21 protein-coding genes and 3 pseudogenes are annotated in these 23,869 nt (G+C 61.6%); 18 read left to right on the top strand and 6 right to left on the bottom strand.

Annotated features, from left to right (window positions below; translation table 11 throughout):
* The 8 genes and pseudogenes from RCH21_RS16190 to RCH21_RS17220 form a co-directional block, all read left to right on the top strand.
* The coding region (locus tag RCH21_RS16190) for a copper amine oxidase (protein ID WP_442784731.1) at window positions 1-345 on the top strand (345 nt) is incomplete at its 5' end.
* A gap of 161 nt (window positions 346-506) precedes the next feature.
* Window positions 507-1,187 (top strand): DUF5134 domain-containing protein, encoded by a 681-nt coding sequence (locus RCH21_RS17225; protein ID WP_442784730.1) that lies wholly within the window; start codon window positions 507-509, stop codon window positions 1,185-1,187.
* Between the two features lie 129 nt (window positions 1,188-1,316).
* Window positions 1,317-1,679, top strand: a complete 363-nt coding sequence (locus tag RCH21_RS16185) for a cupin domain-containing protein (RefSeq protein ID WP_120148965.1) — start codon at window positions 1,317-1,319, stop codon at window positions 1,677-1,679.
* Between the two features lie 99 nt (window positions 1,680-1,778).
* The gene (gene gndA / locus RCH21_RS16180; protein WP_326965248.1) at window positions 1,779-3,218 is read left to right on the top strand and encodes an NADP-dependent phosphogluconate dehydrogenase; all 1,440 of its coding nucleotides are present in this window, start codon (window positions 1,779-1,781) and stop codon (window positions 3,216-3,218) included.
* 168 nt (window positions 3,219-3,386) lie between these two features.
* Window positions 3,387-5,099 (top strand): glucose-6-phosphate isomerase, encoded by a 1,713-nt coding sequence (locus tag RCH21_RS16175; protein ID WP_326965247.1) that lies wholly within the window; start codon window positions 3,387-3,389, stop codon window positions 5,097-5,099.
* 2 nt (window positions 5,100-5,101) lie between these two features.
* On the top strand, window positions 5,102-6,646 hold the full coding sequence (gene zwf, locus RCH21_RS16170) for a glucose-6-phosphate dehydrogenase (RefSeq protein WP_326965246.1): 1,545 nt from the start codon (window positions 5,102-5,104) through the stop codon (window positions 6,644-6,646).
* Window positions 6,643-7,587, top strand: a complete 945-nt coding sequence (locus RCH21_RS16165) for a glucose-6-phosphate dehydrogenase assembly protein OpcA (RefSeq protein ID WP_326965245.1) — start codon at window positions 6,643-6,645, stop codon at window positions 7,585-7,587. Before zwf ends, RCH21_RS16165 begins: the two co-directional genes overlap by 4 nt.
* Before the next feature lie 50 nt (window positions 7,588-7,637).
* Window positions 7,638-7,751 (top strand): annotated as a pseudogene (locus tag RCH21_RS17220) (3-hexulose-6-phosphate synthase); the annotation flags it as partial.
* A 115-nt stretch (window positions 7,752-7,866) separates the two neighbouring features.
* Here the strand turns inward: RCH21_RS17220 and RCH21_RS16160 are convergent.
* A complete protein-coding gene (locus RCH21_RS16160) occupies window positions 7,867-8,454 on the bottom strand; it encodes a TetR/AcrR family transcriptional regulator (RefSeq protein WP_326965244.1) in 588 nt (195 codons plus the stop codon).
* 332 nt (window positions 8,455-8,786) lie between these two features.
* On the opposite strand from RCH21_RS16160, the pseudogene RCH21_RS16155 reads away from it, so the two are divergent.
* Both RCH21_RS16155 and RCH21_RS16150 read left to right on the top strand, forming a co-directional pair.
* Window positions 8,787-9,753 (top strand): annotated as a pseudogene (locus tag RCH21_RS16155) (glucose-6-phosphate dehydrogenase assembly protein OpcA).
* Between the two features lie 1,784 nt (window positions 9,754-11,537).
* Window positions 11,538-11,819, top strand: a complete 282-nt coding sequence (locus tag RCH21_RS16150; RefSeq protein WP_326965243.1) for a hypothetical protein — start codon at window positions 11,538-11,540, stop codon at window positions 11,817-11,819.
* Window positions 11,820-12,247: 428 nt separating this feature from the next.
* Here RCH21_RS16150 and RCH21_RS16145 read toward each other — a convergent pair whose 3' ends face one another.
* From RCH21_RS16145 to RCH21_RS16135, 3 genes are all read right to left on the bottom strand, one after another.
* A complete protein-coding gene (locus RCH21_RS16145; RefSeq protein ID WP_326965242.1) occupies window positions 12,248-12,835 on the bottom strand; it encodes a TetR/AcrR family transcriptional regulator in 588 nt (195 codons plus the stop codon).
* Window positions 12,836-13,154: 319 nt separating this feature from the next.
* Entirely contained in the window at window positions 13,155-14,618 is a 1,464-nt protein-coding gene (locus RCH21_RS16140) for an NAD(P)/FAD-dependent oxidoreductase (RefSeq protein ID WP_326965241.1), read from the bottom strand.
* 391 nt (window positions 14,619-15,009) lie between these two features.
* The gene (locus RCH21_RS16135; RefSeq protein WP_326964140.1) at window positions 15,010-15,387 is read right to left on the bottom strand and encodes a cupin domain-containing protein; all 378 of its coding nucleotides are present in this window, start codon (window positions 15,385-15,387) and stop codon (window positions 15,010-15,012) included.
* A 396-nt stretch (window positions 15,388-15,783) separates the two neighbouring features.
* On the opposite strand from RCH21_RS16135, the gene RCH21_RS16130 reads away from it, so the two are divergent.
* The 5 genes and pseudogenes from RCH21_RS16130 (at window position 15,784) to RCH21_RS16110 (ending at window position 19,298) form a co-directional block, all read left to right on the top strand.
* On the top strand, window positions 15,784-16,191 hold the full coding sequence (locus tag RCH21_RS16130) for a cupin domain-containing protein (RefSeq protein ID WP_326965240.1): 408 nt from the start codon (window positions 15,784-15,786) through the stop codon (window positions 16,189-16,191).
* Between the two features lie 314 nt (window positions 16,192-16,505).
* Entirely contained in the window at window positions 16,506-17,951 is a 1,446-nt protein-coding gene (locus RCH21_RS16125) for an APC family permease (RefSeq protein ID WP_326965239.1), read from the top strand.
* A 97-nt stretch (window positions 17,952-18,048) separates the two neighbouring features.
* On the top strand, window positions 18,049-18,372 hold the full coding sequence (locus tag RCH21_RS16120) for a DMT family transporter (protein ID WP_326965238.1): 324 nt from the start codon (window positions 18,049-18,051) through the stop codon (window positions 18,370-18,372).
* Window positions 18,372-18,698 (top strand): annotated as a pseudogene (locus RCH21_RS16115) (DMT family transporter); the annotation flags it as partial. The gene RCH21_RS16120 and the pseudogene RCH21_RS16115, both read left to right, overlap by 1 nt.
* 330 nt (window positions 18,699-19,028) lie before the next feature.
* A complete protein-coding gene (locus RCH21_RS16110) occupies window positions 19,029-19,298 on the top strand; it encodes a hypothetical protein (protein WP_326965237.1) in 270 nt (89 codons plus the stop codon).
* Here RCH21_RS16110 and RCH21_RS17215 read toward each other — a convergent pair.
* The gene (locus tag RCH21_RS17215; protein WP_442784729.1) at window positions 19,248-19,481 is read right to left on the bottom strand and encodes a hypothetical protein; all 234 of its coding nucleotides are present in this window, start codon (window positions 19,479-19,481) and stop codon (window positions 19,248-19,250) included. The two genes, RCH21_RS16110 and RCH21_RS17215, sit on opposite strands and share 51 nt — an antisense overlap.
* A gap of 1,068 nt (window positions 19,482-20,549) precedes the next feature.
* Complete coding sequence (locus RCH21_RS16105; RefSeq protein WP_326965236.1) at window positions 20,550-21,410, bottom strand: EamA family transporter; 861 nt, start codon at window positions 21,408-21,410, stop codon at window positions 20,550-20,552.
* 130 nt (window positions 21,411-21,540) lie between these two features.
* On the opposite strand from RCH21_RS16105, the gene RCH21_RS16100 reads away from it, so the two are divergent.
* From RCH21_RS16100 to RCH21_RS16090, 3 genes are read left to right on the top strand one after another with little or no spacing between them, the layout of a single operon-like run.
* Complete coding sequence (locus tag RCH21_RS16100) at window positions 21,541-22,143, top strand: helix-turn-helix domain-containing protein (protein ID WP_326965235.1); 603 nt, start codon at window positions 21,541-21,543, stop codon at window positions 22,141-22,143.
* On the top strand, window positions 22,136-22,915 hold the full coding sequence (locus RCH21_RS16095; RefSeq protein WP_326965234.1) for a B3/B4 domain-containing protein: 780 nt from the start codon (window positions 22,136-22,138) through the stop codon (window positions 22,913-22,915). Before RCH21_RS16100 ends, RCH21_RS16095 begins: the two co-directional genes overlap by 8 nt.
* Window positions 22,912-23,811 carry an EamA family transporter gene (locus RCH21_RS16090; RefSeq protein WP_326965233.1) on the top strand — a complete coding sequence of 300 codons (900 nt, stop codon included), beginning with the start codon at window positions 22,912-22,914 and terminating at the stop codon, window positions 23,809-23,811. Before RCH21_RS16095 ends, RCH21_RS16090 begins: the two co-directional genes overlap by 4 nt.
* Window positions 23,812-23,869 lie beyond the last annotated feature (58 nt).

The raw sequence follows: 23,869 nt of genomic DNA, 5'->3' as shown, positions 1-23,869 counted from the left end.
AAGCGCGCCCAGTTCGCCCGCAACAACCTCTGGGTCACCGCCTACGACCGCACAGAACGCTTCGCCGCCGGTGAGTTCCCCAACCAGGCCACCGGCGAACACGACGGCGTGCACGTCTGGACCCAAAAGGACCGGAACATCGTCGATGAAGACCTCGTCGTCTGGTACACCTTCGGCATGCACCACGTCGTCCGGCTCGAGGACTGGCCCATCATGCCCCGCCAGAACATCGGCTTCCTCCTCGAACCCCACGGCTTCTTCGACCAGAACCCCACCCTGGACCTACCCCGCGTATCAGCCACAGCCAACCACTGCAGCTCAGACCAAGGACAAACCACCCACTAAATAACAAGGAGAACTTGAACCCAGCTTATGACTTCCAACTGAGTAGGAAGTTGGACGCGAACAGGAGTTGGTGTTCGAGCAGTTTGTGAAAGGCGGTTCCCGGTGCTGTAGCAGCAGCACCGGGGACTGCATCCACCTCTACCTAATGCAGCAGTGGGAGCGTGATCCATTTGTTCAGCACCCCCGTAGTCACCTGGACCTTCACAGCGGTCCTGTTGCTGAGTGGGGTCTATCATCTTTGGCACGCGATACGGTCCAACGGCCTCACCGGCCGTGTAAACAAGAGCCTTCACGCCCTCATGAATGTCCTGATGGCTGCCATGCTATGGAACCTCGCGCCTTCGACCCTGCTGGCTCAGATCGCAGTCCTTACCGGTGCGACCCTGTGGTTTGTCATTCAATCGGTCGCCCGGCCGGAATTCAGAACCCTCTGCGCCGGTAGGCAGAGCCGGCTGAAGTGCGTCTACCACAGCGTCTCCATGGCGGGTGCCGCCCTCATGGTCGCAATAATGGCTCCCGTAACTACCGCCAGCAGTGCCATCCGTCCCACAGCCGCCGCGCCGGCGTCACACGTCCACCACATAACGACTCATGCAGCACCGACACTTGCTCCATACAGCACCGCAGGGACGACGATCAGTCACTCACCCTCCGTGGCGATCATGCTGACAGTATTCTTCGGAGCCGCGGCTCTTGTTTTCATTGTTCTCCTACTGCGTGAACGGCCAATCAGAACTACTACACGCCACCGAGCCGCACGCCACTTCGTCCGCGCAGAACACGGACTCGAAGCCCTCGGTGCCGCCATCATGGCGCTCATGTTCGCCACCATGACGACATGAACACCTACTCACGTCCCAATTACCAATCTCGATAATCGAACTTCAGCCGGAGCGTCGATTAGACGCGACCGTTGCCATCAACTCCGACGGGAACTTTGCCCGGCCGGTAATCAAAGAAAGGTACATTCCATGAGCATCACCTTCAGGCCCGAGGAACTCTTCAACGGGAAGCTCGACGAATCTCCACTGGCGCCTCCGTTGGCCGAGGTGCTGGGGGAGGAGATCCCTACGAGGATTGCCATCCCCTTCACCAGTGACGATTCACGTATCCTCTCCGGAGTCTGGGAAGCCGAACCGGGCCTTTCGCGATGGGAGTTCCTGGAGCGCGGGGAAGCGATCTACGTTTTGGAAGGTCGCATGGTCGTAACGGAGGACAACGGTGAAGCTATCACCGTAGAAGCTGGAACCTCCGCAATCTTCCCAATTGGTTGGCAAGGAACCTGGGAGATTCAGGAACGAATTCGGAAGTTCTTCGTGATCTTCACACGCTGACCAAGCGGCAGCTATACCGGGATGGACCCGGCTGACACTCAGCCGGCCTGGGGGTCCCAACTTCACTTCGCGCGATCCACTTTGAAAGGACTTCTACTCGTGTCGGCACAGATCGGCGTTACAGGCCTGGCAGTCATGGGAGCGAACCTGGCCCGGAACCTGGCCCGGAACGGTTACACCGTGGCCCTCCACAACAGATCCATCGAGAAGACGGACACGCTGCTGCACAAGCACGGCGGTGACGGCGAGTTCATCCGCACGGAGACCCTGCAGGAGCTCGTCGACTCGCTCGAGAAGCCGCGCCGGGTGTTGATCATGGTCAAGGCGGGCAAGCCCGTCGATTCCGTGATCGACCAGCTCGCCCCGCTCCTGGAGCCCGGCGACATCGTGATCGACGGCGGCAACTCCCACTACGAGGACACGCGCCGGCGCGAAGCCGCGCTCTCCCGGCATGACCTCCACTTCGTCGGTGTCGGCGTCTCGGGCGGCGAGGAGGGAGCGCTTCTGGGTCCGTCGATCATGCCCGGCGGATCGCGGGAGTCCTATGATTCCCTGGGCCCGATGCTCGAGAAGATCTCCGCCAAGTACAACGGTGAGCCCTGCTGCCGGTGGATCGGCACCGACGGGGCAGGCCACTTCGTGAAGATGGTGCATAACGGTATCGAATACGCCGACATGCAGGTCATCGGGGAGGCCTTCGATCTCCTGCGGTCAGGAGCCGGTATCGAGCCGGCGGACCAGGCGAAGATCTTCACGGACTGGAACTCGGGCACCCTGTCCTCCTTCCTCATCGAGATCACCGCCGAGGTCCTCGGACATACCGACGGGCGCACGGGCAAGCCCTTCGTGGACGTCGTCGTCGACGCTGCCGGGCAGAAGGGGACCGGCCGCTGGACGGTGGTCTCCGCGCTGGAACTGGGCAGTCCGACGTCGGGTATCGCCGAATCGGTGTTCGCGCGTGCGCTTTCCTCGCAGCTCGAGCAGCGAGTGCTGGCCCAGGACATCCTGCAGGGTCATGAGGGGTCGGTGGACCTGCCCGAGACCTTCGTCGAGGACGTCCGGCTCGCCCTGTATGCCTCGAAGCTCGTCAGCTACGCCCAGGGCATCGACATGCTCACGGCGGCCGCGAAGGAGTACGGCTGGGAGCTCAAGCTCGACGAGATCGCCTCGCTCTGGCGCGCCGGCTGCATCATCCGCGCCGAACTCCTCGACGACATCATGAAGGCCTACGCCGAAGCGGACACCCGCCCGGCCAACCTCCTGCTCGCCCCCGCGTTCGCCGAAGCCATCGCAGGAGCCGTCCCCGCCTGGCGCCGCGTGGTCGCGACGGCCGTTCAGCTCGGCATCCCCGTGCCCGTCTTCTCGGCATCGCTGGCCTACTACGACGGCCTGCGCCGCAAGCGCCTGCCGGCAGCCCTCACGCAGGGCTTGCGCGACCTCTTCGGAGCGCATACCTACAACCGCGTAGACACCGAAGGCACATTCCACACCCTCTGGGGCGAGGACAAATCGGAAATCGAAGCCGTCGACACCCACTAGAAATTACCTCCGCTGCGTTCGGTCGAGGGCATTTCGCCTATTGAAAGGTAAAAGGCAACGATGGTCGCTATCAACCATGATTTGAGTGCTGGACTCCCCCATAAGCCGGTGCCGGTGCTAGGCAATCACCGCCGCTCCCGCACAACAGGCTCGTCGTCGCTGACTCCGATGGGTTCGTTTGCTCTTATCGCGTCGGGTGCGGCTCTTGCTGCTGTCGAGTCGGTTGTACCTGTGTTGGTGAGGGATCGTTTCGCTTCCCGGTTGTTCGTGAAGGACTCCACCTTGTGGGGTGAGGATGCGGAGCGTGAGGCATCGGTTCGTCTTGGGTGGATCGATTTGTTTGAGGGTTCGCGTGCCCTGGTGTCGGAGATCGCCGGTCTTCGCTCCGACCTGAACGCGGAGGGCGTTGATCGGATCGTGCTCTGCGGGATGGGTGGTTCCTCGCTTGCGCCGGAGGTCATCACGAAGGAAGCCGGCGTTGAACTGGTCGTGCTGGACGCCACGGATCCCGAGCAGGTGGGTTCGGCCCTGGTGGATCTGCAGCGCACGGCGATCGTGGTGTCGTCGAAGTCCGGTTCCACCATCGAGACGGACTCGCAGCGCCGTTTGTTCGAGCAGGCGTTCAGCGACGCCGGCATCGACGCCGCTTCCCGGATCGTGGTGGTGACGGACCCGGGGTCCCCGCTGGAGGAAGCAGCACGGAAGGCCGGTTACCGCAAGGTCTTCAACGCCAATCCGCAGGTTGGTGGCCGCTATTCGGCGTTGACCGCTTTCGGACTGGTTCCTTCCGGCCTTGCCGGAGCGGACATCGGGACACTGCTCGATGACGCCGAGGAAAGCGCGGAGTTCCTCGGTGACGATGACGTCGACAATGTCGGACTGCAGTTGGGGGCGGTCCTGGGCGGCACTGCGCCTTTGCGCGACAAGATTGTCTTCGCCGACGCCGGTTCGGGTCTGCCGGGCTTCATGGACTGGGTTGAACAGCTCATCGCCGAATCCACGGGCAAGCTCGGCACGGGCCTGCTGCCGGTCGTCGCCTCGATCGGCGCCCCGGAGTTGGCCGCGGTGGCCGAGGATGTCATGCCGGTGATACTGGCACCCTTCGATGAGGCACCCTTCAATGAGGCACCGTTCGATGAGGCGCCCGGTGGTGAGTCTGGTGGTGAGTCCGGTGGTGAGTCTGGTGGTGAGTTGATGACCGGTACCGGTGTGACCGTCAGTGGGACCCTGGGCAGCCAGATGTTCGTGTGGGAGTATGCGGTCGCGGTCGCCGGGCGTCTGCTGGGGATCAACCCGTTCGACCAGCCCGACGTCGAGGCCGCGAAGAAGGCCGCCCGTGGTTTCCTGGAGGCGCAGCCGGAGCCTACTGCGGCCGCGTTCGTCGATGGCGCCGTGGAGGTCCGCGGCGAGGCCGGCCTGCTGGGCTCGTCGGGCACGCTCGGGGAGGCACTGCGGGCACTGCTCGCCGCGCTGCCCGCTAACGGCTATCTGTCGGTCCAGGCGTATCTGGACCGTTTCCGTCAGGTGGCCCTGGAGGAGGTCCGCTCGCCGCTGGCCGTGTTGACCGGCCGTCCGGTGACTTTCGGGTGGGGGCCCCGGTTCCTGCATTCCACGGGGCAGTACCACAAGGGTGGCTCGCCGATCGGGGTGTATCTGCAGGTCACCGGTGCCAGCAGCACCGATCTTGCGGTCCCGGACAGGCCGTTTACTTTCGGGCAGCTGATCTCCGCGCAGGCTGCAGGGGATGCTCAGGTGCTTGCCGATCAGGGGCGGCCCGTGCTGCGCCTGCATCTGACGGACCGTGCTGCGGGCGTCGCTCAGTTGCGTGCTGCCATTTCCGCCCTCGCCGTTTCCGGCCAGGGCCATCACGAGAACGGTTGAGTATGGCTGACAGGACGACGGCCAGAGCCGCCAATCCCCTGCGGGATCCGCGTGACCGGCGGTTGAGCCGGATTGCCGGTCCCTCGTCGCTGGTCCTGTTCGGTGTGACCGGGGACCTCGCGCGGAAAAAGCTCATGCCGGCCATCTACGATCTCGCGAACCGGGGGCTCCTGCCGCCGAGCTTCGGTCTGGTCGGTTTCGGCCGTCGGGACTGGAGCGACGAGGACTTCGTGGAGCAGGTCAGGGAGTCCGTGACGCAGTACGCCCGAACACCCTTCAACGAGACCGTGTGGCAGCAGTTGTCGGCGGGCATCCGGTTCGTGACGGGGGAGTTCGACGACGACGAGGCCTTCAAGAACCTCAAGGGGTGCCTCGACGAGCTCGACCAGAGCAGGGGCACCCGCGGCAACCACGCGTTCTACCTCTCCATCCCGCCCAACGCGTTCGAAGCGGTCTGCCAGAAGCTCTCCGAGCACGGCCTGGCCCAGCCCGACGACGGACAGTGGCGTCGCGTGGTCATCGAGAAGCCCTTCGGGCACGACCTCGAGTCCGCGCGCGAGCTCAACAGCATCGTCGAGGAGGTCTTCCCGCCCGATGCCGTGTTCCGCATTGATCACTACCTCGGCAAGGAGACGGTTCAGAACATCCTCGCGCTGCGCTTCGCGAACCAGCTGTTCGAACCCCTGTGGAACGCCAACTACGTCGACCACGTGCAGATCACCATGGCCGAGGACATCGGGATCGGCAGCCGGGCAGGCTATTACGACGGGGTGGGCGCGGCCCGCGACGTCATCCAGAACCACCTCCTGCAGTTGCTCGCCCTCACGGCGATGGAGGAGCCGATCTCGTTCGACGCCCAGCACCTCCGGGCCGAGAAGGAGAAGGTCCTCGCGGCGGTCTCCCTGCCCGAGGACCTCTCCGGACGGTCGGCGCGCGGCCAGTACGAGGCCGGGTGGCAGGGCGGTGAGCGCGTGAACGGTTTCCTCGAGGAGGACGGCATCCCGGCCGGCTCCACGACGGAGAGCTTCGCCGCGCTGCGCCTGGACATCCATACGCGCCGCTGGTCCGGGGTGCCGTTCTACCTTCGCGCCGGCAAGCGGCTCGGTCGCCGGGTCACGGAGATCGCCGTCGTGTTCAAACGCGCTCCCAACCTGCTGTTCCGGGACCACAACGAGGAGGACTTCGGGCAGAACGCCGTCGTCATCCGGGTGCAGCCCGATGAGGGCGTGACCATCCGGTTCGGTTCCAAGGTGCCCGGCACCCAGACCGAGGTCCGCGATGTCACCATGGACTTCGGCTACGGCCACTCCTTCACCGAGTCGAGCCCCGAAGCCTACGAGCGGCTCATCCTCGATGTCCTGCTCGGCGAACCCCCGCTCTTCCCCCGCCAGGAGGAAGTGGAACTGTCGTGGAAGATCCTCGACCCGTTCGAGAAGTACTGGGAGTCCCTCGACGGCCAGCCCGAACCCTACGTGCCTGGCAGCTGGGGTCCGGCATCCGCCGACGAGCTGCTCGCAGCCGATGGACGAACCTGGAGAAGGCCATGATCGTAGAACTCCCCGACACCACCACCTCGAAGGTATCCAAGGAACTGATGTCCATGCGCGAACGCGGCGGCGTCGTAGCGCTGGGACGCGTGCTGACGCTCGTGGTCATCACCAAATCCGGCTACGAGGAACAAGCCATCGACGCCGCGAACGAAGCGAGCCGGGAACACCCGTGCCGCATCATCGTCCTGGCCGAGGAATCCCCCCACGAGCCCACCCGGCTCGACGGCCAAATCCGCGTCGGCGGTGACGCCGGAGCGTCGGAAGTCATCGTGCTCCGCGGGTACGGCGAGCTCGCGCACGAGAACGAGTCCCTGGTATCGGCCCTCCTGCTGCCGGACGCCCCGATCGTGGCCTGGTGGCCGCACGGGGTACCCAAAGCCGCCTGCCAGACATCGATCGGCAGCATCGCGCACCGCAGGATCACCGACTCCGCCAACGAGCCCGACCCCACGGCCGCGCTGTTCAACATCAGCAGCACCTACGCCGCCGGCGACACCGACCTCGCCTGGACGCGCCTGACTCACTGGCGCATCCAGCTCGCCGCCGTCCTGGACCAACTCGAGGGCGACGAGCCCATCACGGCGGTCACCGTCGAGGGCGCGTCCGACTCCCCCAGCACCGTGCTCCTCGCGGCCTGGCTCACCAGAGCGCTCAACGCCCCCGTGACCATCGTCGCCAGCGAGGCAGGAACCGGGCTCAAACGCGTTCGCCTCACCAGAAAAGGCGGAGACATCGAACTGCACCGCCCGCACCACGACGTCGCCGAACTGCACCAACCCCACCAGCCCGTCCAGCACATCTCCCTCCCCCGACGAGGCCTACGGGACTGCCTCGCGGAAGAACTACGACGACTGGACCCCGACGAGGTCTTCGGCGAAGTCATCACCCAAGGCCTCACCCGCACCAACCTGAGGAGCACCCACACCAGTGAGCGCTGATAACAGCGCACAAGCTTGCCTTCGCTGGGATGAGAGAGCTCGAAGCTGACGCCAAGGGAGTCCGCGCCTCGGGTGCGGACTTCCTTGAGATGCACGCTTGTCTTGACGAGCAGGCCAAGCCCGGCTTCGACCTGAAGGGACTCCTCAGTGCCGGCGCCCCAGCCCTGGCCGCTGAGGAACTGCGCGAAGCCGTCGTCTGGTTATTCGAAGGACGGGTGGCGTCCCGCACCCTCGGAACCGGCGGGAAGCTACCGTCTGATCCTGGCCCGGGTGCGGAAGTTAGACGCCGGCTTTTGTCAGGAGTGCATCGACCGTCATGAGGAAGATGGAGCGCAGATTTTTTTGTGTGGGATCGGTGATGTACTGAAGGGCTGCTCCATCGTAAATCATCAGGAAAGACCGAACGAGGGTAACCGAATCCATGAAACACTCGCCGTCGGTATACTCCGGTGCAGCTGAGAAAAGTTTTCCCAGTTCCACTTCATAGGCCGGATAAATTTTCGCAGCCAATGGGCTTGCATTAGCATTTCGCGTTGCCCATAATATGAGCTCCATCTCAGCCAGAAGGCTGTCGGGCTCTTCCTCCAAGGACCGCCAGTAGCCTTCCGCCACTTGTTCCACAACTTTTCGGAGTCCCAAATGGGCCGGGACGTTGCGCGAGAAACGGTTCATGTTCTTCAACCAGGCCTCGGCAGCGGCATCCATCAGTTCACTCTTGTCGCTGAAGCAATAGTGCGCGGTAGCTAACGGGGCGTTGGCTTCCTTGGCGATGTTTCGCATGGTCACTGATTGAACGCCTTCACGCCTCATCAGTTCGACAGTCGCTGCGATGAGCTGTTCTTTTCGTTCTGCAGTCGGTACCCGCACAGATCACTCTCCAGTCTCCCAGTTTTCGATCCAAATCTGGGGCACCCCAAGCTTATCGCCCAAGAGACTGCATGCAGTTTGGCTCTCCGACGGATGGGTTCATTCAGCAGCGCAGATCACAGAGAACCCACTCAGCCAACACGAGGGAGGGCAGATGGGGTTCTCGTGGCTTGGATCTCGGCTGGTGCTTGGCGCAAATTGCTTTCAAAATGTCGGGTTGATCCACCCTGGGAGTCCCTCGACGGCCAGCCCGAACCCTACGTGCCCGGCAGCTGGGGTCCGGCATCCGCCGACGAGCTGCTCGCAGCCGATGGACGAACCTGGAGAAGGCCATGATCGTAGAACTCCCCGACACCACCACCTCGAAGGTATCCAAGGAACTGATGTCCATGCGCGAACGCGGCGGTGTCGTAGCGCTGGGACGCGTGCTGACGCTCGTGGTCATCACCAAATCCGGCTACGAGGAACAAGCCATCGACGCCGCGAACGAAGCGAGCCGGGAACACCCGTGCCGCATCATCGTCCTGGCCGAGGAATCCCCCCGACGAGCCCACCCGGCTCGACGGCCAGATCCGCGTCGGCGGTGACGCCGGAGCGTCGGAAGTCATCGTGCTCCGCGGGTACGGCGAGCTCGCGCACGAGAACGAGTCCCTGGTATCGGCCCTCCTGCTGCCGGACGCCCCGATCGTGGCCTGGTGGCCGCACGGGGTACCCAAAGCCGCCTGCCAGACATCGATCGGCAGCATCGCGCACCGCAGGATCACCGACTCCGCCAACGAGCCCGACCCCACGGCCGCGCTGTTCAACATCAGCAGCACCTACGCCGCCGGCGACACCGACCTCGCCTGGACACGCCTGACTCACTGGCGCATCCAGCTCGCCGCCGTCCTGGACCAACTCGAGGGCGACGAGCCCATCACGGCGGTCACCGTCGAGGGCGCGTCCGACTCCCCCAGCACCGTGCTCCTCGCGGCCTGGCTCACCAGAGCGCTCAACGCCCCCGTGACCATCGTCGCCAGCGAGGCAGGAACCGGGCTCAAACGCGTTCGCCTCACCAGAAAAGGCGGAGACATCGAGCTGCACCGCCCGCACCACGACGTCGCCGAACTGCACCAACCCCACCAGCCCGTCCAGCACATCTCCCTCCCCCGACGAGGCCTGCGGGACTGCCTCGCGGAAGAACTACGACGGCTGGACCCCGACGAGGTCTTCGGCGAAGTCATCACCCAAGGCCTCACCCGCACCAACCCAAGGAGCACCTACACCAGTAAGTGCCAAACCGAAAAGAGCCGCTGGTGAATGTGACTATTCAGGTCGACGTGGTTACAGGGTGATCACCAGCACCTAGAAGTCGACGCTAATGTCTCTGCTTGAAACTAATTTGTCAGGGAGGTACCTATACACGAATGGATCATACTGCCCCTACCAGTGACGCGTGTCGGGCAAAAGAAAGCTCTTCGCTGTTACGCGGGTTGAAACGGGGCAGTTCACCGCTCTCTAGTTCCTCGGCATTTGTGAGGCGCCGCCCCTCCAGCGTTTCGTACGGCTGCTCATCTATGTACTCGAGGCGACGGGCAACGTCAAACTCTTCAATGCACTGCCCACAGATAGGCATGTCCCGAAGGTGAGCATGGGCGGAGTTCGTCCAGCACATCTCGCAGTATGCAGTTTCTTCAAACATTTCGGTTCCTCATTACTATTCGAGCACGATCTCACAATCACCAGGCCTGAAGGCACGAGTTCGAACGATGACCAGCACGATTCGAAAAGGGGCGATTGAAATCACCAGGGAATTTTTACGGTACTGGGAGCAAGAGCTTGGCAAGCGGGTTGGGACGACAGAACTTGAGACCGCCCAAGATGGTTCACTAGTCCGTGGCTTAGTCGAACCCAGTGGTCCGCCTCGCCGGTGCCGCCCCAACCGCTTGTTAGACTTTTAGCCTTTCTCAAGTCTGACAGCACTTCGTCAGAGACGCCGCATCTCGAACGTGTGAGATTCGTCATTAGCTGCACAACCTGACACAGCACCTAGGCCCCAACCAGTTTGATTCCTGCGGACGGAACGCTGATTGACAATTCGGCCAGTGCCGAGTAACCCTGCCGGTTTGAGAGGCGTAAGTTCATGGCTGCAGTCAATGAAGAGTCGTCAGCACCGCTGGGGTTTCCCGGTTCTGGTTGCGCCTTCGATAGAAACTCATGCTGGTGACTTCGACCGTAGGGGTTTCTCGAATCAGCCTCTTCGTGAACTCGGACATATTGCATCGGCGTGTTGCCAAGTTACATGCCCCACAACACCTCAGTCATTTCTGGGCGTTTTCGTGAAGCCGAGAACCTCTGGACCCATGGGCCGAAATCACCACTACGGCCGTCTAGCAGGCACACCCTGGACTAGAGACGTTTTCATTGTCGGGAATAGCGTTTTTGCAGGAGGAGCAAGGCCAGGAGCAAGGCGCCGATGACGATGTCGTTCCATCAGGATGTGAGGTTCGAATGATACGGAGGATGAGTACACCGGCTAGGTACCCGAGGACGCAGCCGCACCCTCCGGTGAGCAGTATTTCGCCCACCACTGCCGCGATCGCGTTCAGTGCTGGCTGGACCGCACGTCCAGAAGGAGCACCGAGGACGTTCCCGCCGCCAGTGGCTTACAGAGTCCGGTCCAGCTGCGCCTAGTGCAGAGCGGAGAAGGCGGCGACGACGAGGAGTTCGGCGACGACGTCGATGCACGAATATGCGTTGCCCAAGGGCTCGGTCTTGCACAATGGCGGTGAAGGGTTCGGTGACGGTGACGGTGATGGTGCTGATTGTGTAGCAGTGCCCGTGCGCTGGAGAGCCCGGAGGGGGGTCACGACGAATGACTAAATAACGAAGAAGTGGACGACTGAGCCCATTGCGGGCCGAAGGCGCGCCAGCCAGCAGCAAGAGGGCGATCAAAGGGTCAAGGGCGTTGTAGTCGCAACTTCGGTCAGGGAGTGAGATAGAACGAGCCATGGTCCGTAGAAAGGTGGCGAAACAAGATAGACCTTACAAGCGGTATCGAATAAACTGATGCTACGCGAACGAGCACAGAGAGAGTAGATATTATGGCTTATCAAAAAGGGGCCGATGGTGTAGTTATATACCATGATGGCCACCGGGGAGTATACAATTCTAAGGGTGAGTTAACCGCAATAGGGTTTGACGAGTACCGCGAAATATTTTTTGATCCAGCGGGCTCGGGGGATGTAACTATGCTGTTCGAGCGCGAATTCGATTCTGAGGGCAATGTCCTCCCGGAGAGAGAGCAGGACTGGGAGACGACTATCGGTAGGGAGGCATACTCGATGCTTTCCGAGTTCTTCAGGAAAACGAGCAATATGGAGTGATTAGTCAATTCATGCAGTTCAGTAACACGGTCACACCCGCGTTATTGAACTTACTTGTCACGCGGCAGGCAACATTATGACCGGCATCCGCGAAGGTTAAGCCTCACCTGATGGTGGCACCAACAACTGCGTTTGATTCACAACACGAAGTCGAACAAGGGGCGTGCCTTGGCCGCCGCAGGATGCCGGAGAGTTCGAAGCTGATATCGCTTCCAGATCTAGCACTCGTAGCGCCGTCACCGGTTGAGGCCGCCATCCTTCACCGAGACGGCGACTAGCAGAATGCCGCAGCCTCTAATTCTTTCCTCCGAGCTAATTTTCGGGATTATAAACGAATTAGCGGGCTTCACAGGTGCATGTTTGGCAAGGACGGCGACACATCATTCACACCGCACCACAATAGCAACTGTCTGGCCCGGGTGCGGAAGTTAGACGCCGGCTTTTGTCAGGAGTGCATCGACCGTCATGAGGAAGATGGAGCGCAGATTTTTTTGTGTGGGATCGGTGATGTACTGAAGGGCTGCTCCATCGTAAATCATCAGGAAAGACCGGACAAGCGCAACCGAGTCCAAGGCACACTGACCATCGGTATACTCCGATGCGGCTGAGAAGAGTTTTCCCAGTTCCACCTCATAGGCCGGATAAATCTTCGCAGCCAATGGGCTTGTGTTTGCATTGCGTGTTGCCCATAGTATGAGCTCCATCTCAGCCAGGAGGCTGTCGGGCTCTTCCTCCAAGGACCGCCAGTAGCCTTCCGCCACTTGTTCCACAACTTTTCGGAGTCCCAGATAAGCCGGGACGTCGCGCGAAAAACGGTTGATGTTCTTCAACCAGGCCTCGGCAGCGGCATCCATCAGTTCACTCTTGTCGCTGAAGCAATAGTGTGCGGCAGCTAACGGGGCATTGGCTTCCTTGGCGATGTTTCGCATGGTCACTGATTGAACGCCTTCTCGCCTCATCAGTTCGACAGTCGCTGCGATGAGCTGTTCTTTTCGTTCTGCAGCCGGTACCCGCACAGATCACTCTCCAATCTCCCAGGTCTCCACCCAATCCGGGGCACATCCAGCTTATCGCCCAAATGACTGCGCACAGTTTCGCTCTCCGACGGATGGGTTCATTCAGTAGCGCAGATCACAGAGAACCCCACTTGGCCAACACGAAGTCGGGCAAATGGGGTTCTCTGTCACGGCGGTTGAGGTGTGGAGGCGTTCTTGCCTCTGTGCGGTGCCACTACCTGTCGGGACCGATGGGCGGCAGAGCAGAGCAGCTTGCCTTCATCCGCAAAAAAGTGAGTACGTCTTGCCCCTTACCGAGCCGTGATCCCTGCAGCGACTTTCAGGACGCGGAGGTGTGCGCGTGGTGTTTCAGGTGGGGTCCTGCACCATCGCCTTTGACGTTTTCCTGGCGCCCTCGGTGCCTGTCGGTGAGACCGGCAGGCGCGCTGGAGTCCTCCTGGGACGGTCCGTTCAGGTAGCGCTCCATGGAGTCATCCAAAGCGTTGATCCATCGGGTGTGGTGCTTGGTGGCCATGGTGCCGGTGACTACGGATTGATGTACAGCGTCGCGGTAGCCCAGGATATCTGTGTGCTTGTTGTGCATCCAGTCCTTGAACAACTGGGAAACCGCATCGAGGTCGAAAGAGGGATAGTCGGTGGCGTCGATGAGTTCCCGTAGGTACTCGGACTGGAAGTCAGCCTCCGCGTCGTGGTCGGTGAGCGCATCTTGTCTCTCGAGCCAATCCGCGATGTCCGCCTCGCGCTCAGCAAGGGTCGGAAGCTGAATTTTCCCGGTCATGACATCGCGGGCGAACCATGCTTGTGCATCGAACATGTTGAATGTGTAGTACTGGTCCTGCGCGCCCAGGTAGAACAGATTAGTGTTCTGCTGCCACACAACGCCCTTGTAGAGATTGCTCGGATACAGTACGTTCGGCGATTTGAGGGACAGCTCACTGGGCAGGAACGGGTACTTGTGCTGGTACCCGGTGCACAGCACCACAGCGTCGAAATCGTCGTAGGTGCCATCGCTGAAATATGCGGTGCTGCCTTCGAAGTGAGTGACAAGCGGGCGCTCCACCGTGTTCCAGGGCCAGTCGTAACCCATCGGAGTCGTGCGATAGCTGAGAGTGATAGAGGCAGCTCCCATCTTGTGGGACTGCATGCCAATGTCCTCAGCGGAGTAGCTGCTTCCGATCATGAGCAATCTCTTGCCGTTGAATCGCTCGGCGCCACGGAAATCGTGCGCGTGCAGAACCTCGCCCGGGAAGGTTTTGATGCCCTTGAATTCGGGGACCGCGGGAACGTGGAAGTGACCTGTCGCAACCACGAGCTTGTCGAACACGTGGGTCTCCGTGCGGTTCGTCTTGAGGTCCTCAACCGTGACGGTGAATTCCTGTGTGGCCTCGTTGTAGCTGGTGTGACGCGCGACAGCGTTGAACTGCACGTACTTGCGCACGTCGGACTTCTCCACCCGTCCCTTGATGTAGTCGAAAAGAACCTCGCGTGGCGGAAAGGAGGAGATGGGACGGCCGAAGTGCTCGTCGAAGGAGTAGTCCGAGAACTCGAGGCACTCCTTAGGCCCGTTCGACCATAGGTGGCGGTACATGCTGGAATGAACAGGTTCGCCGTGACCGTCCAAGCCGATACGCCAGCTGTTGTTCCACTGCCCGCCCCAATCGTCCTGCTTCTCGAAGCATTTGATATCAGGGATTACGGCGCCTTTTTGTCGGGCTGATTCGAATGCCCGCAGTTGCGCCAGGCCGCTGGGACCCGCACCGATGATTCCGACTCGAAGTGTCATGCTGCTTTCCTCTTCCAAATTTATGTGCCGCTAGTGCGCGATGCTGAAAGTTACGCCACCCGCTGAATTGGGCCGAACGAATGCATATTTGGCAATAGCAAGGTCAGGTCTTTGTTTTTACAATGTGCGGTTCCGGCGCCGCTTCTACTAGAAACCGATACATTGGGAGACTCACCGATAAGAATCAACTTGATGCTGCCCATGGTTCGCAGCTTGTCGTTTGAGAGCATCGGTTCAAGCTTGGTACTGGTCCGACGCGCGAACGGCTACCCCTGGACGACGGTCCGACGGGTTGTAGGGCCGGCGGCCCAGGGCAGGGTCCTGCTGGGAGCATCGGATCCGTGCCGAACGGTCAGACGTGGTCGGCACGGATCCCGGATGCATGGTTGGTTTAGGCTGCGAAGTTGCGGTCGCCGGCGAAGAACCCCAGGGCGTAGTCGGGGGTTTCGAACTTGACGGCCGTGCCCTTGGGGAAGAACAGCACGTCGCGTTCCTTCGCGTGCGTCGTCTCTCCGGTTGCCAGGTCGGTGAGGATGAACTCGCCCTGCACGACAACCTTCATCTCGTCGTAGGTGTAGGTGTATTCCAGGGGCTTACCGGCCTTCAGTTCGAAAAAGCCCGAACACATGACCGACCCACCCGGGTTGGAGAGGGAGTCGCCGATGGCAGCTTCTACCCCGGGCTCATTCATCGACGGCAGTCCGATGTGACCGCCTTCGACCTTGTGGATGGATCCGGCCTTGCTGAGGGTTCCTGTGAGGGCTTCCATGATTTCTCCTTTGAAAATGGGGCGAGATTCGGCAGAACTGTTGGCTGCGACCGCGCTGAGGTTGCAGCCAACCACTTCGAGCATCTGAGGGACCTGCAGGGTGTAGCGCTGCTAGAAGGTAGTCCGACTCGATCAGAGAGCCACGAGTGTGATACTGATCACCTTTGCTCGTACCAATACGGTGACACGAACGGGTGTACAAGTCAACCGTTCGAGAAGATTTTTGCTCGCCGACCTTCCCGGCCGTCCCGAGCCCCTGTTTTCCATGAACTCTTGACTAAGACGCTTGTTCCTGTAACAGTTGGCATCGCTGTGACCCGCATCACAACCACGCGATCCTCTGAGAGCCAGAAGTAGGTCTGCTCATGGATCCCGTACTCACGGAAGGGTTAGACAATGCCCACAACTACCCCGCACTCCCCGATACCAACAGGGGAAGCGATCGACTCCTGGCCGAAGAAAGCCATGGAACCGATGAAGCCCGAATGGCCTCGATTGCTGTGCCGATTCATCAATGCCGACCCGGTAGGGAAGTGGGATGACTTCCGGCTTTCTGAATGGGAACTGAACGCTTGCGGTTGGGAGGACTTCCACCCTCACACCGAGACGAACTTCGTCCTGAAGGGTGAGCTTCACGTCGAGAGTGAAGGCAAGACCGTCATTCTTGGACCGGGTGATTCAGCACGCGTGAATCCCGGACAACTCGGACGATACTGGGCGCCTGTGTACGCACATATGGTTACCATCTACGGTCCGAATCCGGAGGGACTGGAGTCCAGCTCCTTCCGATACTTCGAACTCTGACTCCACCTCCGTCAACGGCCTTGAAGGCCAGGCAGTCGGCCACTAGTTGCACCGTCAGCGCAATCATCTAAGAGATGACGTACCGTTCGCGCGAACATACAAAGTTCGACTCGTAGCGGCCCAATCAGCGAGCGGTTATTTGGCCGTAAATCACTTACGTCGACCCTGTTCTTCTTACTTGGCGGAACTTGCTGCAGAAATTCAAGGCGCCTCAATCTGAACGGCTGGCTCGATACTACCGGGGAATGGCAGATTGCAACTCGCTACCTGCTAACTTTGCTTATCATTTTTCATGCTATTCGAAGGAGAATTTTATGAGCCAGGATACATCGAATGAAGTCGACCACCTACAACGGTCGATTGACTGGAAGCAGGGGCTTGCCATTTCGCTTGGAGTGCCACTGCTGATTCTTCCGTCCTTGGGCTACCTTCCCATCTACGTCTCCGCCGCAGCAATCCTCGTGTGGGGACTATCCGTCCTCCAAGGTTTTTTCCAGAACACCGCCTATGCCGAATTAGCCACCACTTTTCCCAAGGCATCCGGTCTGCCGGGCTTCGCGCAGCACGTGTTTCGCACCGAAAATTACAAGGGCAAGTACGACAAGGGCAAACTGACCGGCGGGTTCAGCGCCTGGAGCTACTGGTTCGCCTGGAACCCCGTATTGGCGATTTTCGCCATCCTGGTCGGCGGATACCTGCACGGTCTGTTTCCAGCTCTCGCCGCAACCTTCACCGAGTACCAACTCTCTCTGCTCTCCGGTCTGGTGATCTTCACCGGGTTGTCCATCGTGAACTGGTTCGGCCTTAAAGACGGCGCCATCCTCGGCTATATCCTTGCCGCCGTCTCGCTGATACCGCTGACCATCCTGACCATCGCGCCCTTTGCGACCGGCCACGTCGAGATAGCGAATATCACTGGCAACTGGTTGCCGACTGACTGGTCATGGGATCTGCATCACGTCCTGATTCTCTTTGGCATCTTCGCCATCGCTCAATGGAGTGCATGTGGCTGGGAAACAGCAGCGATCTACGCCCCGGAATATAAAAAACCCGGCAAAGACGTCCCCAAAGCGCTGTACGCCTGCGGTATTGTCTGCTTTTTCTCCTATGTGCTGGTTCAAGCCGTAGTAATCGGCGTACTCGGTGTTGATGGTGTCATGGCGGAGCCCATCTCACCCCTGATCCCAGTCGCTCAGGCAGTCTTCGGACAAGTCGGTACCGTCGTGACCATCATCATGCTGATCGCCGCCATGATCCTGATCATCCAAACCGCTTATCTTGGCTCCTCCCGCGCAATGCACTCCATGTCAGCCGAAGGTAACCTCCCCAAGGTCTTCGGCAAGACAAACCGGCACGGAACCCCGTTCGTTGCCATGCTCGTCACCGCAGCCTTCAATATGGCACTCATCTCCATAGGATCCATACCGGCCATCCTTGCCGCTGCCGCCATTGGCTACACCTGCGCCAACGGCATCAGCCTCTTCGCCTACGTCAAAGCCAAGAAGCACCCGTCGTTCGCCAGCCTGGAACGCCCTTTCAAAGCACCCAAGGGCTGGACGAACGTCGCACTGATCTTCGGCCTGTTCAACCTGCCGTTCTGCGTCATCGGTGTGGTCTATCTCAATAGCCAAGAAATCGGCTGGGCCTCGACCTGGCTCGGTTTCGTCGTCCTGGGGGCCTATATCCCCATCTGGTTGTTCACCCAGTACGAACTGCGACGACATACCAAAGCCGCCCCTGCCCCATCTCTCGCCCCCTGACAACCCGGTCAGCCGGACGCCCCGACGAGCACAATGCTCGCCGGGGCGTCGCGCGTCGGAAGAGCTCTGTCGACTTCTGCTGATGGAAAGGATTCGTATGGCCTGGTTGGTACTTGTTCTCTCTGGCGCTCTTGAGGCTGTTTGGGCCGCAGCGCTGCATCGTGCTTTCCAAACTTCTGGTCGTCGCCGTGTCGCCTGCATCACCCTATTTCTGGTTTCCGTAACCGCCAGCACCGGTGGCCTGGCCATCGCGATGCAGTCCATCCCGACCGGCACGGCCTATGCAGTATGGGTTGGCGTTGGCGTGGTTTTGACCTCCGCCTATGCAATCGCCATAGGGGCGGAACGGCCGACGGTGCTGCGACTGCTCCTGCTGTCAGGTATTGCCGCCTGCGTCGTAGGCCTGAAGGTGGGGGCGTAGTGCCAAAGCGTCCACTCCCCTGGGTGATACTTCTGATCTCCGCAGTCCTCGAAGCAGTCTGGGCAACGGCGCTCGGTTCGTCGGACGGCTTCAGCAAACCGCTGCCTACTGCGGTCTTCGCCGTCAGTGTCACGATCAGCATGCTGGGTCTGGGCATGGCTATCCGGACCATCCCCTTGGGTACCGCATACGCGATCTGGGTGGGAATTGGCGCCGCGTTGACCGTGGGCTGGGCGATGGCCACCGGCGTAGAACCCTTCAGCGTGGTAAAGCTGATGTTCATAACCGGCATCGTAGGCTGCGCGGCCGGATTGAAATTGCTGCCGGATACGAAGAACAAAGCCATATCCGACGCCGCCACACCTGAACTCGCCTGCCATCAGGGTGACAGGAACGTCGAATGGGCTTTGCAAAGCAGGCATCCGCGTGCTGACCAGCGAGGGCTTGCTTCATCGTCGGTGAGTCACCAAACGAGTCGGGCAGGCCTGGAGTAACCGCCACATCAAGCCCCTTAGCCAGCGTAAACGACAGCGCTCTATGAGAACTGTCCGGACCACGGTGTTGAAGTCCGACCCGATGGCCCTCATCGCCCTCGCCAGGCGGCCGATCTGCAACGCGAAGCCCAAGTTCTCCGGAGCGGGAAAGAGCGACTCCAGGTGCCCGAGCAGTACCTGGCAGACCTAGCGCTGCTCGAAGCCCTTAAGGCACCCGAAGCGCCTCCGACGACGCCGCATGCTAACGCCGGGTGCACTATCGCCGAGCGCGCCTACCTGATTAACGACGACGAACTGCAGGGCCCCACCATTGACCAGCTGCGAGAAGGAATCGGCAGCAACTACTCCGGCGCCGACGACAGCCTCTTCCAAGACACGGCATTAGTGGCAGCCGCTAAGGACTGGCACGAATTTCCGCCTACTGGGCGTTAGTAGTCCTGGTGGAAGGTGCCGTGTGTCGATCGTCTCCGTGATGAGCGCGGCGTCATGAATGACCTGGACGAGTTCGTCGACGTTCCCAGGCCCGCCGTAACTGGTGAGTATCCGTTCGGCGGCAGGGGTGAAGTCGAGTTCGCGCAGTCTGGTCTGTCGTGCGGCACATCTCGCCAGAGGCATAGCATCGCTCGGTCTTCCGCGAAGCGAAGGTACGGGTACCACGGTTGCCACGGACGCCTGCCGGGTTGCGGCACGTGATAGGGATGTTCAGCGGTGAAGGCCCAGAGGAGGGACGGAGCTGCTCCGGGGGCTCGCGGAGAGAAACTGAGGATGTTCCTCGCGTGGGCAGCGAGCACGTGGGCAGCCCAGGCCGGTAGAAAGTTGGCGTTCTCGATGATCACAGCTTTGTCGGGTTTCGACTGCTCAGGCGTCCACAGGGCGCGCCATTGCTCCACCATGTCGGGTGCCGGCCCCCGACGCGCACAGGATTCTGACAGTCGGGTGAGCTTTCCGCAGAGCTTGGCCGAGAAGCGTGACACGTCCCCTCCCCGGCTCTCCGACCGCGGCAACAACGTCTCCTCTCGAAAGCGCAGCCGCCCCCCATCCGACGCCGTTCTCCAGAGAGCGGGCATAGTGCGCAGGGTTCCTACTGCCGGTTCGACTTTCGGGCGCTCAACACGGACCACACCGCGCTTACAGGGTCGAAAACGGGAACGGCCGCACAGGTGTACTTGCGCAAACTAGCGCTGAAATGCTCCTCGGCGCGCACCAGCGTCGGTACTTCATCGGCCAGCGCGAGTCCGAGACCGTTGGTTCCCGCTACACGTTCCGAAAACGCAAAACCTGGCTCCTCGCAGTGTCGGTGTGTAGGCCTAGATGCGAGCCGTTTTTCTACTGCGCCGGTCGCTGGCAACCTGTTTCCATGATCAGTTCAACCCCACCGTCTATGTCCGCTGTCGGGAGCGACGTGGTAATGCTGACGAGGGCGGCGAGGTGCTGGATGTGCGTGCCGCCGCATGGGATGTCGGTAGGCCCGTCGGGGGAGGTGGCAGACCCAGGTTAAGTGTTGAGGCGGTCCGCGACGGCGGAGGGTCAGCGAGCGCGGAGGGCGCCAAGCCCCTGCGGCGAAGGGACTTTCCAAGGGGTGAGTATCTGTTGACCGGTGTGCTTCGACGCGCGAACGCTGGACAGTGAGGTCACGCCGTCCGGGTAGGTGATCTCGGTGTCCTTCGTGGGCAGGGGCATGAATCAGGCTTTTCGCTCGGGTTCGGGGATGAGAGCTGCCGTGTTGTCGACGCGCCGTCGTCGCACGCCGACCGTGACACCGATGGAGGCGACCGTGACCAGCACAAGTGCGATAACCTCACGAGGGCCGAGCGCCTGGCCTAGCACCAGAAGACCGGCGAGGGCGGCCACGACGGGTCCCAAGGCGGAGAGCACGCCGAAGATGCGCGTGGATAGCCGCCGCAGTGCGAGCATTTCCAGGCCATAGGGAAGGGCGCTGGATAGCAGTGCCACACCGATAAAAACCGGCAGCACCATGGGTGAGGCCGCTATTCCGCTGGTAGCGGCTGTAACCCCGAGCGGCAATGCGATGACCGCTCCGATCGCCATGGAGACCGCCAGGCCTCCGACGCCTGGTACCAGTCGCCCGACGCGTGCACTGGCGAGGATGTAAAGGGCCCAGAAAGCGCCCGCGCCGAGCGCGAAGAGGATGCCTGCGAGCGAGAGGTCGGCGCCGGCGCCAAGCCCCAGGAGAAGGACACCGGCGAACGCCAACAGGGCCCATGCGGCATCGGTGAGGCGCCGAGTCTGTACGAGGGCAAGCAGGAGTGGCCCGGTGAATTCGAGCGTCACGGCCACACCGATCGGAATCTCGCCGATGGCGAGGTAGATCAGGGTGTTCATGCCGGCCAGTGCGATGCCCAGCACGGTCGCGGCCGCCCATTGCTCCCGCTTCCACCGGCGAACTCTCGGTCTGACGTAGATCAGCAGGATGAGCGCTCCGAAGACCAACCGAAGAAGAGTCGCGCCGGTGGGGCCCACGGCATCGAACTGGGTCTGAGCCAACGCTGCACCGAACTGGACGGACAGCACAGCGGAGATCATCAGCAGAGGCGCTGGGACGGACGAAGAACGCCTGATCGCGATCACGCCTCGACCTCTTCGCGGTCATCGGTCTGAACGCCCTCGTGCACTTTCGCTGCGCAATGCTCCATTAGTGCAGTATACTGCACGAATGGATGAGAAAGCTGCTGTGCTCGCTACAGCCATTGGTAGACGCGTAAAGGATGAGCGATTGAACCGCCGATTGACCCTTGACCAGCTGGCTGAAGCTACAGGTGTGAGTCGTCGGATGATCGTCAGTATCGAACAGGGTGCGACCAATCCGAGTGTGGGGACACTGCTGAAAATCAGTGATGCCCTGGGTGTGGGGTTGCCCGAATTGGTGGCACCACCCCGTAGCTCCCCTGTCTCTGTCATACGCAGCGGCGAAGGGGCCGCTCTGTGGACGGGTGATCTGGGTGGCTCAGGGGTCCTCGTGGCCGGCACCCGCTCACCGAATGTCCTGGAACTGTGGGACTGGACGCTCGAAGCTCAGGAACAGCACGTCAGCGAGGCCCACTCGGCCGGAACGATGGAACTCCTACAGGTACAGCAGGGCACGATCACCACCACCGTAGCCGGTGAGCCTTTTACGCTGGGTGAGGGCGATGCGCTGACCTTTCCCGGCGATGTGAACCACAGCTACGTGAACCACAGCGAAACCAAGGCACGGTTCTCACTGGCCGTCTTCGAGCCCGGTGTCGGATTCACCCAGAAAGAGGGCACCCATGACTGAGGCACGGCAGCATCAGGATTTCCTCGAAGCCGCCCGTGTCGACGAGGCGGTCTTCGCACTCCGCCCCGACTACCGGGCATTGCTGATCGCCGTCGACGGGCTGGTTGCCGGCCCCAGTGACGCCGAGAGCGAGACGCTGCTGCAGCGAGCAGAAGCCGCCGCCGGTGCCTGGCTGGCGGAGCGACCGGTCACGGAGCTCCCCCATGTCGTGTCGTGGCGGGAGGCGTACCAGGGCTTCGGTGCGAAGCCGAACCGCACCCGTAACAGCCTCGAAGCGCTCCTGCGCCGTACGCCTGTGGGCCTGCCGCGCGTGAACCGCCTGACGGATATCTACAACGCGATCTCGGTACTGCACCAGATCCCCCTCGGCGGCGAGGACCACGCCCGGTACCAGGGCTCCCCCACCCTCATCCGCGCGACCGGGAACGAAATCTTCGACACCGCCAGCAACGGCGAGATCGTCATCGAGCATCCCGAGCCGGGAGAGGTCGTGTGGATGGATGACGCAGGCGTGACGTGCCGCCGCTGGAACTGGCGACAGGGCAGACGCACCCAGCTCACCGACAACACGACGTCGGCCCTGTTCATCCTCGATGCCCTGGCACCTCTGACCGAGGATGACCTCACCGCCGCAGCCGATGACCTGTCCGGTCACCTGGAGCGGCTTGGACCCAACGTGACGATCACCCGCCGCCTGATCACCCCCGATACTGCCAGTGCACCCGGTACTGCCAATGCATCCGGCCTGCTCGGTGAGGAGGGTCGATCATGATCCGGTCGCGGGCGGGTGGTCCCGTCCCTCCGTGGGGTCTGGCGGTCACCGCGATGCTGTCCGTGCAGCTCGGCTCAGCACTGTCGGTGGATCTCATCGGGCAGGTCGGAGCTGCCGGTACGGCCTGGCTCCGACTGAGCATGGGTGCGGTGATCTTCCTGCTCATCGCCCGACCACCCCTGTCCAGGGTGCGCCGCGCCGACGTCCCGGTCCTGCTCGGACTCGGGGTGACGACCGGGCTGGTGACCATCGGATTCCTGTCCGCACTCGAACACATTCCGCTGGGCACCGCGGTCGCGATCGAGTTCCTGGGCCCGCTCTCCGTCGCCGCCCTCCGCAGCCACTCGGCGCGAGCGCTGATCTGGCCGGCGCTCGCCCTGTGCGGGGTCATCCTCCTCACCGAGCCCTGGCATGGTGACGTAAACCTGGTCGGCGTCATGTACGCGGCACTGGCAGCGATCGGCTGGGGTATCTACATCATCCTGACCCAGCGGATCGGTGATCGGTTCACGGGAATCTCCGCCCTGTCCCTGACCATCCCCGTCGCTGCCCTGACAGCTGCGATCATCGGCATCCCGCAAGCAGCCGGTCACATGAACCTCGGCGTCCTTGCAGTAGCTGCGGGTCTGGCAGTCCTGCTGCCCGTGCTGCCCTTCGCACTCGAGATGCTGGCCCTACGACGCCTGACCGCCACCGCCTTCGGAACCCTCATGTCGCTGGAACCGGCCATGGGGCTCCTACTCGGCCTGATCGTCCTCCACCAGCAGCCCTCCCCCATCCAATTCGCCGGGATCCTGCTGGTCGTCCTCGCCGGCGCAGCAGCCCAGCGCGGAGGCCGCCGAACCCGATCCTTCGAACCAGCACACAGCACACCCGAACTCGGATCCACCCCCTAGGCGCGTTTCACACAGGGCCTGCCACGCGTCCTGCACCTCCTCCCCACTTCGCCTACGT

The organism is Arthrobacter sp. PL16 (assembly GCF_035985055.1).
Taxonomy (GTDB): domain Bacteria; phylum Actinomycetota; class Actinomycetes; order Actinomycetales; family Micrococcaceae; genus Arthrobacter_D; species Arthrobacter_D cheniae.
The sequence above is the reverse complement of the archived record's forward strand: the minus strand, read 5'-3'. Positions and strand labels throughout refer to the sequence as shown.